General features: G+C 72.0%; 12 protein-coding genes. 6 read left to right on the plus strand and 6 right to left on the minus strand.

Annotation, left to right across the window (positions count from 1 at the left end; genetic code table 11):
• Nucleotides 1-287: 287 nt before the first annotated feature.
• Nucleotides 288-3,131, minus strand: coding sequence for a leucine--tRNA ligase (gene leuS / locus FFT09_RS08040; RefSeq protein ID WP_081192695.1), 2,844 nt, complete (start codon nucleotides 3,129-3,131; stop codon nucleotides 288-290).
• A 267-nt stretch (nucleotides 3,132-3,398) separates the two neighbouring features.
• On the opposite strand from leuS, the gene FFT09_RS08045 reads away from it, so the two are divergent.
• On the plus strand, nucleotides 3,399-3,812 hold the full coding sequence (locus FFT09_RS08045; protein ID WP_024877028.1) for an SdpI family protein: 414 nt from the start codon (nucleotides 3,399-3,401) through the stop codon (nucleotides 3,810-3,812).
• On the opposite strand, the gene FFT09_RS08050 is transcribed toward FFT09_RS08045, so the two are convergent.
• From FFT09_RS08050 to FFT09_RS08060, 3 genes are all read right to left on the minus strand, one after another.
• Nucleotides 3,809-5,059 carry an MFS transporter gene (locus FFT09_RS08050; protein ID WP_138382297.1) on the minus strand — a complete coding sequence of 417 codons (1,251 nt, stop codon included), beginning with the start codon at nucleotides 5,057-5,059 and terminating at the stop codon, nucleotides 3,809-3,811. The genes FFT09_RS08045 and FFT09_RS08050 overlap by 4 nt on opposite strands.
• Nucleotides 5,056-5,553 carry a MarR family winged helix-turn-helix transcriptional regulator gene (locus tag FFT09_RS08055; protein WP_081192704.1) on the minus strand — a complete coding sequence of 166 codons (498 nt, stop codon included), beginning with the start codon at nucleotides 5,551-5,553 and terminating at the stop codon, nucleotides 5,056-5,058. Before FFT09_RS08055 ends, FFT09_RS08050 begins: the two co-directional genes overlap by 4 nt.
• A gap of 78 nt (nucleotides 5,554-5,631) precedes the next feature.
• A complete protein-coding gene (locus tag FFT09_RS08060) occupies nucleotides 5,632-6,213 on the minus strand; it encodes a YqgE/AlgH family protein (RefSeq protein WP_081192706.1) in 582 nt (193 codons plus the stop codon).
• 147 nt (nucleotides 6,214-6,360) lie between these two features.
• On the opposite strand from FFT09_RS08060, the gene FFT09_RS08065 reads away from it, so the two are divergent.
• Nucleotides 6,361-8,280, plus strand: a complete 1,920-nt coding sequence (locus tag FFT09_RS08065) for a TNT domain-containing protein (protein ID WP_138382298.1) — start codon at nucleotides 6,361-6,363, stop codon at nucleotides 8,278-8,280.
• A gap of 13 nt (nucleotides 8,281-8,293) precedes the next feature.
• Here the strand turns inward: FFT09_RS08065 and FFT09_RS08070 are convergent, their stop codons facing one another.
• The gene (locus tag FFT09_RS08070; protein ID WP_138382299.1) at nucleotides 8,294-8,914 is read right to left on the minus strand and encodes a TetR/AcrR family transcriptional regulator; all 621 of its coding nucleotides are present in this window, start codon (nucleotides 8,912-8,914) and stop codon (nucleotides 8,294-8,296) included.
• 101 nt (nucleotides 8,915-9,015) lie between these two features.
• Here FFT09_RS08070 and FFT09_RS08075 point away from each other — a divergent pair, with 101 nt between their 5' ends.
• On the plus strand, nucleotides 9,016-9,672 hold the full coding sequence (locus FFT09_RS08075) for a hypothetical protein (protein ID WP_138382300.1): 657 nt from the start codon (nucleotides 9,016-9,018) through the stop codon (nucleotides 9,670-9,672).
• Nucleotides 9,673-9,679: 7 nt separating this feature from the next.
• On the opposite strand, the gene FFT09_RS08080 is transcribed toward FFT09_RS08075, so the two are convergent.
• The gene (locus FFT09_RS08080) at nucleotides 9,680-11,176 is read right to left on the minus strand and encodes a CCA tRNA nucleotidyltransferase (protein ID WP_138382301.1); all 1,497 of its coding nucleotides are present in this window, start codon (nucleotides 11,174-11,176) and stop codon (nucleotides 9,680-9,682) included.
• Nucleotides 11,177-11,259: 83 nt separating this feature from the next.
• Between FFT09_RS08080 and FFT09_RS08085 the strand changes: the two genes are divergently transcribed.
• The 3 genes from FFT09_RS08085 (at nucleotide 11,260) to murJ (ending at nucleotide 16,344) form a co-directional block, all read left to right on the plus strand.
• Nucleotides 11,260-11,784: an NUDIX hydrolase gene (locus tag FFT09_RS08085; protein WP_024877020.1), complete on the plus strand. Its 525-nt coding sequence runs from the start codon at nucleotides 11,260-11,262 to the stop codon at nucleotides 11,782-11,784.
• Nucleotides 11,781-13,916 carry a DUF6049 family protein gene (locus FFT09_RS08090; protein WP_138382302.1) on the plus strand — a complete coding sequence of 712 codons (2,136 nt, stop codon included), beginning with the start codon at nucleotides 11,781-11,783 and terminating at the stop codon, nucleotides 13,914-13,916. Before FFT09_RS08085 ends, FFT09_RS08090 begins: the two co-directional genes overlap by 4 nt.
• Before the next feature lie 598 nt (nucleotides 13,917-14,514).
• Nucleotides 14,515-16,344 (plus strand): murein biosynthesis integral membrane protein MurJ, encoded by a 1,830-nt coding sequence (murJ, locus tag FFT09_RS08095; protein WP_138382303.1) that lies wholly within the window; start codon nucleotides 14,515-14,517, stop codon nucleotides 16,342-16,344.
• Nucleotides 16,345-16,367: the final 23 nt, after the last annotated feature.

The following is a 16,367-nucleotide window of genomic DNA, read 5'->3' on the forward strand; positions in this document are numbered from 1 at the left end:
ACGAACCCGATCGGCCGGCGGGGAGGCGACTCGGGTTGTGACGACATGAACTGCTTTGTAACTTTCACACCCGCCCGAACGACAGGGTGACGAGAGCTCTCGAAGCTAACCCGATAGGGTGAAGTTCGTGCCGGTGCGTCACACAGCCGCCACGGGGAGTTCTTCACTGGCACCACCGCCACTGTGCGGGGTGTGCCCGCCGTCCCACCCGGGACGGTCGGGCATCGGGTCGCCGGCATCGGTCACGTAGCCCCCCGAGTGATCGGTGCCGGCGGCGCCCGGACCTCCTAACGCACCACGTTCACCAGGCGCGACGGCACGACGATGACCTTGCGCGGCTCCGCGCCGTCCAGCAGCGCGGCGATCTTCTCGTCCGCCAGCGCCGCCTTCCGCACCGCCTCCTGGTCGGCGTCCGCCGCCACCGTGATCCGCGAGCGCACCTTGCCGTTGACCTGGATCGGGTACTCGACCGTCTCGTCCACCAGGTAGCGCTCGTCGGCGGTGGGGAACGGCCCGTGGACCAGCGACTCCTCGTGCCCCAGCCGCCGCCACAGCTCCTCCGCGAGGTGGGGGCACATCGGCGCCAGCATCAGCACCAGCGGCTCGGCGAGCCCCCTCGGCGTCGCCGCGGCCGATCCATAGGTCTTGGTGACGTAGTTGTTCAGCTCGATCAGCTTCGCGCCAGCCGTGTTGAACCGCAGTCCCGCGTAGTCCTCGCGCACCCCGGCGATGGCGCGGTGCAGCTGCCGCAGGTCCGCGTCGGACAGCTCGGCGTCGTCGACCCTCGGCGCCCCGGTGGCCTCGTCCACCACCAGTCGCCACAGCCGCTGCAGGAACCGCTGGGCACCCACGACGTCCTTCGTCGCCCACGGGCGCGACACGTCCAGCGGGCCCATCGCCATCTCGTAGAACCGGAAGGTGTCCGCGCCGTAGTTGTCGGCGATCTCGTCGGGAGTGACGACGTTGCGCAGGCTCTTGCCCATCTTGCCGTACTCCTGCGTGACCTCCTCCCCGTTGTGGAAGAAGCGGCCGTCGGACTCGGTCACCTCGTCGGCCGGCACGTACACGCCTCGCGAGTCCGTGTAGGCGTACGCCTGGATGTAGCCCTGGTTGTAGAGCCTGCGGTACGGCTCCTCCGACGACACGTGGCCCAGGTCGTACAGCACCTTGTGCCAGAACCGCGCGTACAGCAGGTGCAGCACGGCGTGCTCGACCCCGCCCACGTACAGGTCGAGACCACCCGGGTCGGTGGGGCCGTGCTCCTCGGGGCGGGGGCCCAGCCAGTAACGCTCGTTCTCCGGATCCACGAACCGCTGGTCGTTGTCCGGGTCGATGTAGCGCAGCTGGTACCAGCACGACCCCGCCCACTGGGGCATCACGTTGGTGTCCCTGCGGTAGGTCTTCGGGCCGTCGCCCAGGTCGAGCGTCACCTCGACCCAGTCGGTAGCCCTGGCCAGCGGCGGCTCCGGTTCGGCTTCGGCGTCCTCGGGGTCGAACGTGCGCGGCGAGTAGTCCTCGACCTCGGGCAGCACGACGGGCAGCTGGTCGTCCGGCAGCGGAATCGGGTGACCGTCCTCGTCGTACACGATCGGGAAGGGCTCGCCCCAGTAACGCTGGCGCGCGAACAGCCAGTCGCGCAGCTTGTACTGCACGGTGCCCTCGCCATGGCCGTGTTCCTCCAGCCACGCGGTGATCGTCTTCTTGGCGTCGGCCACGCCCATGCCGTTGAGGCTGACGTCGTCGTTGGCCGAGTTGATCGCCGGGCCGTCGCCGGTGAACGCCTCGCCGTCGAATCCGTCGTCCGGCCGCACCGTCCGCACGATGTCGAGGCCGAACGCGGTGGCGAAGTCCCAGTCCCGCTGGTCCTGCGCGGGGACGGCCATGATCGCGCCGGTGCCGTAGCCCATCAGCACGTAGTCGGCCACGAACACCGGGATCTGCCTGCCGTTGACGGGGTTGGTCGCATACGCACCGGTGAAGACCCCGGTCTTGTCGCGGCTCTCCTGCCGGTCCAGCTCGGACTTGCGCGACGCCTGCGCCCGGTAGGCGGCCACGGCCGAGCGCGGGTCATCCGCGCCGCCGGTCCACCGCGCGTCCACGTCCTCGGGCCATGCACCGGGCACCAGCGCGTCCACCAGCGGGTGTTCCGGCGCCAGCACCATGTACGTCGCGCCGAACAGCGTGTCCGGCCGCGTGGTGAACACCTCGATGGTGTGCTCGCCCGAACGGAACCGGACGTTCGCCCCGCGCGAGCGGCCGATCCAGTTGCGCTGCATCGACTTGATCTTTTCCGGCCAGTCCAGCCGGTCCAGGTCGTCGACGAGGCGGTCGGCGTAGGCGGTGATGCGCATCATCCACTGGCTCAGATCGCGGCGGAACACGGGGAAGTTGCCGCGCTCGGTGCGCCCGTCGGCGGTGACCTCCTCGTTCGCCACCACCGTGCCCAGGCCGGGCGCCCAGTTGACCGGCGCCTCGGACAGGTAGACCAGCCGGTGCGAGTCGATGATCCGCCGCCGCTCGGTTTCGCTCAGCTCGCTCCACGGCCGCCCGTCCGGGGTCTCACGACGGCCCGTCGCGAACGCGTCCTCCAGCTCGGAGATCGGCCGCGCCCGGTCCTGCTCGGTGTCGTAGTACGAGTTGAAGATCTGCAGGAAGATCCACTGCGTCCACCGGTAGTACTCCACGTCGGTGGTCGCGATGCGGCGCCGCTCGTCGTGGCCGAGGCCGAGCCTGCGGATCTGGCCCAGGTAGCGCTCGATGTTCGCCTCGGTGGTGGTGCGCGGGTGCGTGCCGGTCTGGACCGCGTACTGCTCGGCGGGCAGCCCGAACGCGTCGAAGCCCATCGTGTGCAGCACGTTGTGACCCACCATGCGGTGGTAGCGCGCGAAGACGTCGGTGCCGATGAACCCGAGCGGGTGGCCGACGTGCAGCCCCGAGCCCGACGGGTACGGGAACATGTCCTGCACGAACAGCTTGTCGGACGGCACGGTCGTCTGGTCGAGCGAGCCGACCGGGTTGGGCGCGTGGTACGTGCCGTGCTCGGCCCAGTACTGCTGCCAGCGCTGCTCGATCTGCCCCGCCACCTCCGCCGTATAGCGGTGCGCGGGTGCCGCCTCGGTACCGTCCGTCATCGCCGATCCTCCCGTGAACCTGCTCCAGAGACAACGCAACCCCCCAGCCAGAGGCATGAGGGGTTCGCCGCGCCGACCGGAGATCTCGGTCAGCGCGGCTCGCTAAGCAGCAGGCGCGCCGTCGTCATCGCCCTCATCGTAACCGCCGGACACAACGCCGTTCGCCACGGCCCGTCCGGAGAACCCCAGCACACGGCCATGAGCGGCACGCCACAGCGCGGGGGCGCGCCCCGTTGTCGGGAGCCGAGGGGCAGTATCCTCGGGTCCGTGATCGTGCTCGCGCTGCTTCCCGCGCTCGTCGGCGTCCTGGTCGCCTGGGGCGGCTTCCTCGGCTGGCGGGAGAAACTCCCCCGGTCCCGGGGCGCGGGGGTCCGCACCCCGGCGACGTTGCGCAGCGACGAGGCGTTCCGGGTGGCGAACCGCGTGGCCGGACTTCCCACCATGGTCGCGGGCGGGGTCGGCGTGCTCGCCGCGGCGGCGGCGCTGGCCATGCCCGGCACCCTCGCCACGGTGACGACCGTGCTGTTCGGCGTGCTCGCCGTGCTGGCCCTCGTGGCCGGTGGTGGCGTACTCGGCCACCGCGCGGCCTCCGCCGTACCACCACCCCCGGAGCCCGCGGGCTGCGGCGGCTGCGCCTGCGCCGGTGGCGGCGGTTGCGGCGTGCTCGGGGCGCGAAGCTAGACCTGTCCGGCCGGGACCCGCGTGGGTTCGGGTTCGGGTGTCCGGTAGCGGCGAAGCGACCGGTTGCCGATCGCGAGTCCGGCCACGCCCACGACGCACAGCAACCCGCCCGAGACGGCCGCGACAGCGGGTGACGTGAGCCCGGCGACCGCGCCCGCGCGGGCGTTGCCGAGGTCGGGTCCCGCCGCGCCCACCACGAACTCCAGGCCACTGACCCTGCCCCGGTGCGAGTCCGGTGTCGCGAGCTGCACCAGCGCGCTGCGCGTCACCGCGCCGACCGTGTCGGCGGCACCGGCCACCGCCAGCAGGGCGAACGCCAGCCACAGCGGTTGCGCCAGGCCGAAGCCCGCCAGGGCCAGTCCCCACACCGCCGCGGCCACGAGCTGCACGACGCCGAGCCTGCGCCTGCGCGTGAACAGGCCCGACAGGCTGCCCATCACGACACCGCCGACGGCGATCGCCGACAGGAACAGGCCCAGCACGCGGGGATCGTCGCCGAAGCGTTGCGCGTTCAGCGCGGGAAACAGTGCGATCGGCATGGCGAGCAGGGTGGCGAACACATCGGTGAGCAGGGTTCCCGCCACCACGGGCTTCCGGCCGACGAAAGCCAGCCCCTCGGCCAGCGCTCTCGGCCCCGGCCGCTCACCGGTGCCCTTCGGCCGCAGCGACGGCAGCCGGGAGACGCCGTAGGCCGCCACGAGCAGGCTCACCGCGTCGATCGCGTAGCAGGCGCCCGGCCCCCACGCGGCGGTCACGATTCCGCCGACGGCGGGTCCGGCGAGCATGGCCGCCTGGAAGCTGAGCCCCGACAGCGCCAGGCCCGCGCTCACCTGCTCGGTGGGCAGCAGGCCGACCACGAAGGTCTTGCGCGCGGCGGCGCCCAGCCCCGCGAAGGCGAACTGCACCGCCACGAGCCCGAACACGAGCGCCACCGAGCCCGCGCCCAGCAGCGCCTGCGCCGCCAGGCCGGCCGCGGCCACCAGCTGTCCCGCCGTGGTCACGAGGACCAGCCTGCGGCGGTCGACGGCGTCGGCGAGTGTCCCACCGACCAGGCCGAACAGCACCAACGGGAGCGCCTGTGCCAGGCCGAGCGCGCCCGCGGCCACCGGGCTCTCCGTCAGGTCCCACACCTGCGCAAGTACGGCCACCAGGGCGAACTGCTGGCCCAGCGTGGAGCACGACGTGGCAAGCCACAGCCTGCGGAACGCGGGGCTGGTGCGCAGCGGCCGGACGTCGAGCACGCTCATCGTTCGCGCTCGGCGATGTGGTCGGCGATGCGGTCACGGAAGGATCGTGCGCGCAGTGCCCGCTCCATGTCCCGTACGACGTCGTGCAGCGAGTAGGGGAGTTCGGCGTCGAGCTCCGCGATCGCCTCCTCGGTGGCGCGCCACTCGGCTTCCAGGAACGGCAACAGTTCGCGGGCGGCGTCGGTGAGTTCCACCAGCCGGGTGCGGGCGTCGGCGCCCTGCCGGGTCGTGACCAGGCCGTCGCGTTTCAGCGCACTCACGGTCTGGCTCATGGCCGAGTGGGTGACCTCCACCGAGCGGGCGAGGTCGCGGATCGTCATCGGGCCCCGCCGCCCGAGCCGGATCAGCGGCATCGTGTGGCGGGGGCGTACGGAGATCCCGCGTTCGGCGTAGAGCCGCGCGATCTCGGCGTCCATCGCTTCCTGCAGCCGCCGGAGCGGGCGCCAGTACCCCACGTCGGTGGGGTCGGGCCCGGGGGGAGTGTCCCAATTCATGACAGCACTGTAACAGCGCTTGTGTTTCTGCGCGCACCTGTGCGGTGAAGGCACGCCCCGCACCGGCGGCGGGGCAGCTCAGTTGCGCTGGAGGTCGCCCGGATGCGTGGCCAGAAGCGCCGTGGGCAGCCCCTGCCTGCGCAGCACGTGACCCCACAGGTCGCGGGCGGGCGCAGCGAGGACGTCGCCCGGCAGCGCGGGCACGATCAACCAGTCACCGCGCTCGATCTCGCCCGCGAGCTGGCCCTCGTCCCAGCCCGCGTACCCGGCGAAGACCCGCAGGCCGCGCACCTTCGCCCCGAGATCGTCCGGATCGGAGTCCAGGTCCACCAGTGCCACCGGCCCCCGCACCGCGATCACACCGGGGACCGTCGCGGCCGACTCCCCGGCACGGAGGGCCGCCAGGCACAGTGCCGTCTTCTTCTCCACCGGCCCACCCACGAACACCGACCGCGGCTCGGCCACGTGGTCGCCCCAGTGCGGCAGCACCTCGTCCACCGCCACCTCACTCGGCCGGTTCAGGACGACACCGAGCGTGCCCTCCGCCCGGTGGTCGATGACGAACACGACCGTGCGCCGGAAGTTGGGGTCGAACATCGTGGGGGCAGCGACCAGCAGCGTTCCCGGTTCCACCTCGGCGTCCGCGCTCACGCACACCATGATCCCACCTCCGCCCGGCAGGCCGGGCGGGCCCGATAGTTTGGAACGGGGGTTGCTCACATCCGAGGCACCCTGCTGCAGCACAACCCCCAGGCACGGTAAAACACGGGTGAAGTCACGGGGGACACACTGACCGAGGGGGAAGCCGTGCGCTACAGAGTCGAGGTGGCCGACCGGCCCGACGCGCTGTACGCCCTGTGGGACGGCCGGATCTTCCGGGCGCGACGTTCGACCACCGACTCCACGGTGCAGCTCGTGGTGCTCGAGGGCGACGAGGCACCCGAGGGGTTCGACGGCACCGCCGAGGGCAGGCCCGCGAAGGTGGTGGCCGCCAGGGACGCCTCCGACACGTTCGCGGTCCACACCTACTGCCTGTACGACGACGAGCCCTACCGCGTCGAACCCCGCTCGATCGACGGCGAGCTGACACTGCGCTGGTCGGGCACCGACGAGCGGCTCGCGAGGGAACTCGGGCTCACCGACCTCAGCACCACCACCGACGACGCCGACTCGCTCACCGCGCTCTGGCAGGAACGGCACGACTTCGCCGACGAGGGCGCCTCCCGCAGCGAACCCGGTACGGGCGACGCGGGCCTGCTGCTGCGGGCCGTCGGCCGCACGCTGCGCGGGTTCCTCCCGCCGGGGTGGCAGCGCGTCGCCGCCCAGTTCCGCCAGGTCGGTGACTACTCCGAGCTGGAGGTGCGGGCCGTCGCCGACGACGTCATCGTGGCGCTGTCGGCGCCACCGCAGCTGGGCCAGTTGTTCGCCCAGCTGCGCAGCGCCATGTACGTCCGAGGGGAGGGCACCTGGTTCCAGGGCACCTACACCCTCGACGCGGACGCCGAGTACGACTTCGACTACGACGCCGAGAGCGAGCCCGCGTGGCGGTTGGGGCCCGACGGCCGCAGGACCGCGGCGAGCTACGAGGTCGAGCTGACGTACTTCCCCCGGGAGCGGGTGCCGCGTTGGCTCGCGGCGAAGGCGGGCCTGCCGCTGGACGTGCGCTTCCGCCACGCGCAGGTGGTCGACGGCCACGTACCGGGCGAGAAACCCGTGGTCAACCGCCAGCCCGTGCCGCAGGAACAGGTTCGTGACCTGCTCCACTACCTCTACCGGGCACCGGTGGTCCACACCAAGCCGGGCGCGCTGCCCGACCTGTTCGTTCCCGGCCCGCCCACCGTGCCCGACGCCTTCCACACCGACGGCACCTGGATCTGGCCCGCGGCCGTACCGCACTACCTGCGCAAATACGGGGTTCCCCCGGAGCGCGACCTGCTCGACCACGTCCAGGCACAGGAGTTCCGCCTGCCGTACGTCGAGCCCGGTGTGCGCGCGACGGCGGAGGCGGAGATCCTCGGCGCGCCACGACCGCCGCAGCACCCGGAGGACCTCGGCGCGCCCGACCCGGTGACGCGAGTGGAGCGGGGGCAGGTTCCGGACCGCCCGCTGCGTGCGTCGGAAGTGCTGCGCACGCTGCGCACCCGGCTGGCCGAGCTGGGAGTGCCCGACGCCGCGTACCGAATCGGGGAGGCCACCGACGGCGTGTGGTGCCTGCGCCGCACGTCCCACGGCTGGGAGGTCGCCGAACACGCCGGCGGCACGCCGGTCGAACCGCGCTACTTCCGCCGGGTCCACGCGGCGGCCGAGGCGCTGCTCGGGGCGCTGCTCCTCGTTCCCGGCCGCGCGCTACCCGCCACGGCCGACAGCGTCGAGCACGAGCCCGCCGACCACGCGAGCGACTGGCCGGTGTTGCCGCTGCGCGGCGAGCCACCCCTGTCGTTCTACCGGCACAAGCGGCTGCTCACCCTGGCGGAGGGCACCGTCGTCGAACGCTACGGCGGCGAGGGCGGCAACCTCGTGCATCCCGAGGGCACCCCGTTCCCCGAGACGTCCCTGACATTCGAACGCGAGTTCGATCGGCACGGCTACCGGGTGCAGCGCGCGCTGCACGTCCTCGGCGGCGTCACGCGCCCCTGGGGTTCGCTGCCGGGCGGCGGGGTGGCCTATCTCCTGCCGCGCTCACTCGCCCACCACGTCGAGACGGGCGCGCTGGAGCGGCTGTCCTGAGGTTCGCCCACGCTCACGACCGGTCGATCGGCCGCAGGACGCTGTCGACGGCGAGGTACAGCGTGTCGGTCTCGTGCCGCAGGATCGCGTCGTCGGCGGGCAGCGCCCGCTCCAGACCGAGCCCGTCGACGACGGTCATCAGGAACCGTGCCCGTCGGGCGTTGTCGCCCTCGTGCAGCGCGCCCTCCTTCGCGAGGGTCGTCAGCCAGTATTCGATCCGGCGCAGCACCTCATGCTCCATGCTCAGGTACGCGGCGCGGAGGTCCTCGGTCGGCTCGGGAAGGATGAACCGCTCGTAGGCCGTGCGCATGCTCTGCCGGGCCTGCTCGCCCACGCCGGCCATGGAGAGCACCTGCCGTAGGCAGTCGACGAGCCGGTCCCGGGCAGGCACCGAGGTGTCGTGGATTCGGTCGGTCGGGATCACGCGGTCGTAGATCAGGCCGAGCACCGCGTCCAGCAGTGCGCGCTGGGTGGGGAAGTGGTGGCGCAGCGAGCCCGTGCTCACCCCGGCCCGAGCCGCGACCGCCCGCACGCTCAGCCTGCGGCCGGGGTTCTCGGCGAACATCGTGGTGGCGGCCACGAGCACCTTGTCCCGGCTGCCGAGCTCGCCGCTCTCGTCCCGCGCTGTCGCCATGCTCCGCCTCCTCTCACAGCAGACTAGTACACCGTGCTAGCGTCGCGACAGAGCGACCAGCACAGTGTGTTGGTCGAGCCGTCGAAGTCGGGGGAGACACCATGTTGAACGACTGGAAGCGACATCGGGCCGCCCGCCGGGTGAAGCCCGGTGACGGGCGCCCGCTCAAGCGTTACCGCTGGTGGCAGATGCTCCTCGGGCGGTCCCTGCTGCACCTGCGGCTGACCGGCGCCGACGCACGTCCGGTGGACTACGCCGTGGACGTGCGGACCATGGGGGACAAGCAGGACGGGGAGGTACGCGCCCGGCTGTACCGCGACGGCGCCCTGCACGCGCAGGCGAAGGTCCCCGCCGCCTTCTCGGTCGAGGGCGGCACCATCGAGGTCGCGACGAGCAGTTTCGGCGTCAAGCGCTGCCACTACGTCGACCACGACGGCACGGAGCGCCTGCTGACCCCCGACCCCGCCTCGGGCGAGGGACGGCGCGCCAGGTTCGCGGCCGAGCACCCGTCTCAGAGCCGGGTCGTCGGCATCGTCGCGGTCGTACTGCTGGTTGTGGGCCTGGGACTGAACCTCGTGCAACTCCTGGAGCCGCTCTCGCGGATCCCGCCGGTGGCGGAACACATCGGCGTCTTCGAGTCGCCGATCCACCTGCCGCTCTGGCTCAACATCACACTCGGAGCCGGGGCCGCACTGGCCAGCACCGAACGCGCCCTGCGGCTGCGCTACCACTGGCTGCTCGACGGGGGCGCGAGCTGAGGCGCCCCTACTCGGCCGGTCCGATCCCCTGCTCGGCCGCCCAGCGGCGCAGCTCGGCGACCGCCTCGTCGTGGTCGAGCGGGCCCCGGTCCAGGCGGATCTCCTTCAGGTGCTTCCACGCCCGCCCGACGATCGGACCCGGTTCGACGCCGAGCAGCCGCATGATCTCGTTGCCGTCGAGGTCGGGCCGGACCTTGGCCAGATCCTCCTCCTCGGCGATGCGGGCGATCCGCGCTTCGAGGTCGTCGTAGGAGCGTTGCAGGGCCGCCGCCTTGCGCCGGTTGCGCGTGGTGCAGTCGGCACGGACGAGCTTGTGGAGCCTCGGCAGCAGCGGGCCGGCGTCGGTGACATAGCGCCGCACCGCCGAGTCGGTCCACTCACCCTTGCCGTAGCCGTGGAAGCGCAGGTGGAGGAACACGAGCTGGGACACGTCGTTGACGACGTCCTTGGAGTAGCGCAGAGCGCGCAAACGTTTGCGCACCAACTTGGCCCCCACGACCTCGTGGTGGTGGAAGCTGACCCCGCCACCCGGCTCGAACCGCCGGGTAGCCGGTTTGCCGATGTCGTGCAGCAGCGCGGCCAGGCGCAGCACCAGGTCGGGCTCCAGCGTGGGGTCGTGCCGCGTCTCCAGCTCGACCGCCTGGTCGAGCACGGTCAGGGAATGCTGGTAGACGTCCTTGTGCTGGTGATGCTCGTCGATCGCCAGCCGCATTCCCGGCACTTCGGGGACCACGTGCTCGGCGAGGCCCGTGTCCACCATCAGTTCCACGCCCCGGCGTGGCTGCGCGCCGACGACGAGTTTGGACAGCTCGGCCTGCACGCGCTCGGCCGTGATCCGGGTGATCTCGCCTGCCATGTCGGTCATGGCCCGCACCACCCTCGGCGCGGGGTCGAACCCGAGCTGGGCCGAGAAGCGCGCGGCCCGCAGCATCCGCAACGGATCGTCGGCGAAGGACTCCTCCGGCGTCGCGGGTGTGTCGAGCGAGCGCCGGGCCAGCGCGTCGAGTCCGCCGTGCGGATCGACGAACGTCTTGGTCACCACGTCGACGGCCATGGCGTTCACCGTGAAGTCGCGGCGCACGAGATCGCCGTCGATCGAGTCACCGAACGCGACGTCCGGATGACGCCCCACCCGGTCGTAGCTGTCGGCCCGGAACGTGGTGATCTCCAGCGTCGTCCCGCCCTTCGCGGCCCCAACGGTGCCGAACTCGATCCCCGTCTCCCACACGGCCTCGGCCCAGCCCGAGACCAGGCGCAGGATCTGCTCTGGACGTGCGTCGGTGGTGAAGTCGAGATCCTGCGACAACCTGCCGAGCAGCGCGTCCCGCACGCTGCCGCCCACGAGGTAGAGCCGGTGGCCCGCAGCGGAGAACCGCCGCGCGAGTTCGTCCGCGAGCGGCGACACACGCAGCAGTTCGGCGACGGCGTTGCGCTTCGCCTCCGTCGCCCTGCGCTCGGCGGATGCCTCGCTGCCTCGCTCGTTCACCGGGGTCTGACTGCCCAAGGGTTCCCCTTACTACACGGCCGGATCGGCTCGGACACGACAAGCCAGGGTAGGCGACGCGCCGTTTGCTCTAGCATCGCAGCATGCCTGGATCGGCCGGTCGCTCCGGCGGCCCGAAACCGGGGCGCCGGTCCCGGCGTCGTCGCCGCACGCGGCTGACCACGGTGAACGAGACGTCCGCCGGTGGCCTGGTCGTGGACCCGCAGCGCCGCCACGCGGTGCTGATCGGCAGGCTCGACCGGCACGGCAGACTGTTGTGGTCCCTGCCGAAGGGACACATCGAGGACGGCGAGACCACGGAGCAGACCGCGGTGCGTGAGGTGAAGGAGGAGACCGGCATTTCCGCGCACGTGCTGCGAGAGCTCGGCACGATCGACTACTGGTTCGTGGCCGAACGACGTCGCGTCCACAAGACGGTCCACCATTTCCTCCTCGAGGCCGACGGCGGCGAGCTGTCGGACGAGGACGTCGAGGTGACCGAGGTGGCCTGGGTCCCGCTGCGCGAACTCGACGGCAGACTCGCCTACGCGGACGAGCGCAAGCTGGTGCGCAAGGCGAGGGAGATGTTCGGGAAGAACCTCACGGGCGACGGGGAGAGCACGCCGTGACGAAGCGAAGCGCGTTCGTGCTGGCGCTGCTGTTCCTCGCCGTGCAGTCGTTGTTCGCCGCGCCCGGTGCGCCCCGGGCGCAGGCCCAGACCGCGGGGACGGACCCCGTGCTCCGCGTGCGGGTCGAGAGCATGTCGCCGCGCCTGGCCGGTCCCGACGACACCGAGCTGACCGTCGACGCGGTGGTGACCAATGTCGGCGACCGACCGGTGTCCGACATCGTGGCGCGGGCGCAGGTGGGACAGCCGCAGAGCACGCCGGCCCAGCTGGCGCAGACGCTGGCCGAACCACCACCGTCGGAATCGGGTGCCTCGCCCTGGGTGGGCGTGCCGGAACGACTCGGCCAGGGCGAATCGGCCCGCCTCACGATCACGGCACCGCTGGCGCAACTGGGGCTCACCGAGCCAGGCGTCTATCCGCTACTGATCAATGTCAACGGCACCCCCGCCAGCGGCAGCGCCGCGCGGCTCGGTGCCGTGAACCTCCTGCTGCCCGTGCTCGGCGACGCGCAGGGCCAGAGCAACGGCGGCCCCGCCGGGGTGTCGGTGCTCTGGCCGATCGCCCCTCGCGAACCCAAGGTGGTCGGCACACCGCACGGCGGCAGGACCGTGCTCTCCGACGACGCACTCGCGACGTCGCTGGCACCCGGCGGTCGGCTGCACGCACTGGTGGCCGCGGCCGAGAGCAGGCGCGGCGACACGGAGTTGTTCGGTTCGCTGTGCTTCGCGGTGGACCCGGACCTGCTCGACACCGTGGACGCGATGAGCAGGGGATACGCCGTTCGCACCGACTCCGGCACGGTCACGGGGCGCGGGACGGAGAGCGCGCGGCGCTGGCTCGACGACCTGCGTGCGCTGGTGGCGAACCACTGCGTCGTGGCGCTGCCGTACGCCGACGCCGACCTCGGGGCCCTCGCTGAGGTCGACTCGGACATCGATCTGGTGCGGGAGGCGGTGGCGAGCAGCGCCACCATCCTCAACGTGCTGAACCTCGAACCGCGGCGCGGCACGCTGTGGGCGCGGGGGGAGCTGAGCGACGCGGCGCTGGAGGCCGCGGCCGGGGCAGGCGCCACCACCGTGATCACCAGCCCGGACAACGCGGGTACCGGCGACCAGTCCGACACCCCGGCGCAGGACCAGCGACTGGTGCCGTACGACCCCCTCGTGGCCGACGGGTTCGCCCTCGCCTCGGCCCGGTACCCGGGTGGCGGGTCCGCACAGCCCGCCGTGGGGGCACAGAACGCCGTGGGCGCCGTGGCGTTGCGGGGCGGGCTCGGCGCCGGGGCCGCGGCGGAGCCGGGGCAGAGCGTCCTGCTGGCCCCTCCGCACGACTGGACCCTCACGCAGGACGAGCTGAGCGCCATGCTCGACTCGCTGGGCCGGCTGCACGGTGCGGGCCTCACCCGGCCCGTGACGCTGGAGGACGCACTGAACACCGGGGCGGGGGCCCAGGGAGGCGCCGAGGCGCCCGCTCCCGGCGGGAACCGGGCGACGAGTGCGCTGCCAGACGACGTGATCGACACGCTGTCGGAGGTCGAGTCCACCGCGGCCGACCTGCGCAACGCGATGTCGGTCGACCCCACCCGCCAGGTGGAGCCCGTCAGCCTCATCCAGCCGTTGCACAACGCCGTGATCCGCGCCACCTCGACCGCGTGGCGCGGCGCGGGTGACTACCGCGACGCCGCCGCCGCGGCGGCCGGGCAGGTCCGCCAGCTCAGCGGCAAGGTCTCCGTCAGCACCCCGTCCCAGCCCGTGTCGCTGGCGTCGGAGTCCAGCCCACTTCCCGTGACGCTCAGCAACGACCTTCCGGTCTCGGTGACCGTACGGATCACGCTCGACAACAGTCCCGGCCTGCGCCCCGCCCAGATCGACGACACCCCGCTCGCCGCCCACAGCCGGGTCAGCAGGCTGCTGCCTGCCGAGACCCTGCGGTCCGGACGCTTCATGGTGAACGTGTCGCTGGCCACTCCGGGTGGAACCACGCTCGGTCACACCTCGCGCATGGAACTCACGTCCAGCGAGTTCGGCGAGGTCATGGTGGTGTTGACCGCCACGGCCGGTGTCGCCCTGGTGCTCCTCGCGGGACGGCGGATATACCGTCGCGTGAGGACCCGGGGGGAGGAACGCGGCTGAGCCTGTGCCGCGATTCCGATTACCCTGAATCGACCAAGCGCAGCTTCGACGGATAGGGCACGTGGTGGACGAGCAGGCGGGCAACCCGCCCGAACGCGGGGGCGGTCCCGGGCGTTCGGAGCGGGTACCTCCCCGACGACCCGGGCCCGGACCCCCGCCACCGCCGTACCAGGGACCTCCCGACCAGGCGCCCCGGCAGCAGCCACCGCAAGGGCAGCGCCCCGCGCCTCCACCGCAGGCACCACCACCCCAGCCGGCACCTCCGAGACAGGACGGTCAGCCCGGCAGGCCGCAGGGTCCACCGCCGGGACCGCCACCGGGGCCGCGGCCCCGGCCGCCGCAGTCCGGTCCGGGCGGCCCGGCCCCCGCGCCGCCGGGGCCGCCACCCGCATCCCCACCCCAGGGCGTTCCGGCGGGCCGCCCCCCTCACGGTGCCCCGCCGAAGCGACCTCCGGCACCACCGCCGGGGCCGGGCCACGCCGGACACGGCCCGCAGGGCCCCGCACCGGCCCCACCGGGACATCCGGGCCCGCCGCCCGGTGGCCCCGGGCCGAACACGCCACGCAGGGGACGTCCCCCGCAGCCCCGCCGCCAGCCGGTGAGGCCGTGGCGGCAGGAGGCCCAACGGCGCGGCGGGCCACCGCCGACGGAAAGCGAACGCACCGTCTTCATCCAGAGGGAGCACAGGAGCCCTCCGGGCGTGCGCTGGCCCGCGGCCGACCCCGACGTGCTGCGGCCGTACGACGAGCTGGCCACCCGGATGATGCCGCGCATCACCTCGGAGCCGATCGGCGAGCGGCTGCCGGAGGTCCAGCTCGACTCGCCCCAGGAGGAGCAGAAGGCTCCCTCGGTGGCCCGGGCCAGTGGCCGCATGGCGATCGCCACGCTGACCAGCCGCATCACCGGCTTCGCGTGGAAGGTCATGCTGGCGTGGGTCGCGACCCTCGGGGTGCTCTATGACTCCTTCACCGTCGCGAACACCCTGCCGCTGATCATCAACGAACTGTTGCTGGGCGGTGTGCTCACCAGTGTGGTCGTGCCACTGCTCGTGCGGTCGCAGGACGACGAAGACGGGGGCGAGTCGTACACGCAACGGTTGCTGACGCTCGCGATCACGGTCCTCGGTGTGGGCACCGTGGTCTCCACCGCGTGCGCTCCGTGGCTGACCGGCCTGCTGATGGACGACAGCGGCGAGGCGAACCCGCAGCTCGCAACCTGGTTCGCCTACCTGCTGCTACCCGGCCTGCTGTTCTACGGGTTGTTCGCGGTGCTGTCGGCCGTGCTCAACGCCAAGCAGATCTTCGGACCAGCCCAGTGGGCGCCCGTGATCAACAACCTGGTCATCTTCGCCACGATCGGCACCTTCGCCCTCGTCCCGGGCGACCCGACCATCGTGCCGACCCAGATGAGCGACCCGCAGGTGCTCGTGCTGGGTATCGGCGTGCTGACCGCGATGGTGGCGCAGGCCCTGTTCCTGGTCCCCGCGCTGCGCCGCTCCGGCTTCCGGTTCCGCTGGCGGTTCGGTCTGGACGACCGGCTCAAGGAGTTCGGCGGGCTGGCCGCGTGGATTCTCGGTTACGTCGCCGTCAGCCAGATCGGGATGATCGTGAACACCCGGGTGCTGACCAGCGGCGCGGCGGGCGGCCCCTCGATCTACTCGAACGCGTGGTTGTTGTTCCAGCTGCCCTACGGCGTGATCGGCGTCTCGCTGCTCACGGCACTGATGCCGAAGATGAGCCGGGCCGCCGCCGACAACGACCACCGCAAGCTCGTCGGCGACCTGTCGTATGGCTCCCGCGTCACCACGCTCATGCTGCTGCCCGTCTCCGCCGTCATGGCTGTCGCGGGTCCGGCGATCGGGGTCGCGCTGTTCGCGCTGGGCAAGGGCTCGGTGGAGGACGCGCAACGGCTGGGCCAGGCACTCGCGGTGTCGGCGTTCGGCCTGGTGCCGTACGCGCTGGTGATGCTCCAGATGCGCGTGTTCTACGCCATGAAGGACTCCCGCACCCCCACGCTCATCATGTGCGTGATGACGGCGGTGAAGATCCCGCTGCTGTACCTCGCGTCCGCCCAGCTCAGCCCCGAGAACGTGGTGCTCGGCGTGATGATGGTGAACTCGCTGGTGTTCGTCGTCGGGGCCGTCATGGGCCAGGTGTGGCTGTGGGTGAAGCTCGGCAACCTGCGCAGCAGGCGGGTGCTCGGCGTGATCCTGTTCACGGTGGTGGCGAGCGGCCTCGGCGCGCTGGCAGCCACGCTCGTGGCGATGCTCGTCCCCGACGCGCTCGGCCCGATCGGCAAGGCGTGGGTGTCCCTGTTCTGCCAGGGCATCGTCGGCATCGGTGTGTCGTTCGGCGTGCTGATCGCACTGAAGGTGGACGAACTCGCGCCCGTCACGCGCCGGATATCCGGTTTGCTCCGTCGCGGGTAACCCGGTCGACGCGGATGCCACAC

The organism is Saccharomonospora piscinae (genome assembly GCF_005862235.1).
Taxonomy (GTDB): domain Bacteria; phylum Actinomycetota; class Actinomycetes; order Mycobacteriales; family Pseudonocardiaceae; genus Saccharomonospora; species Saccharomonospora piscinae.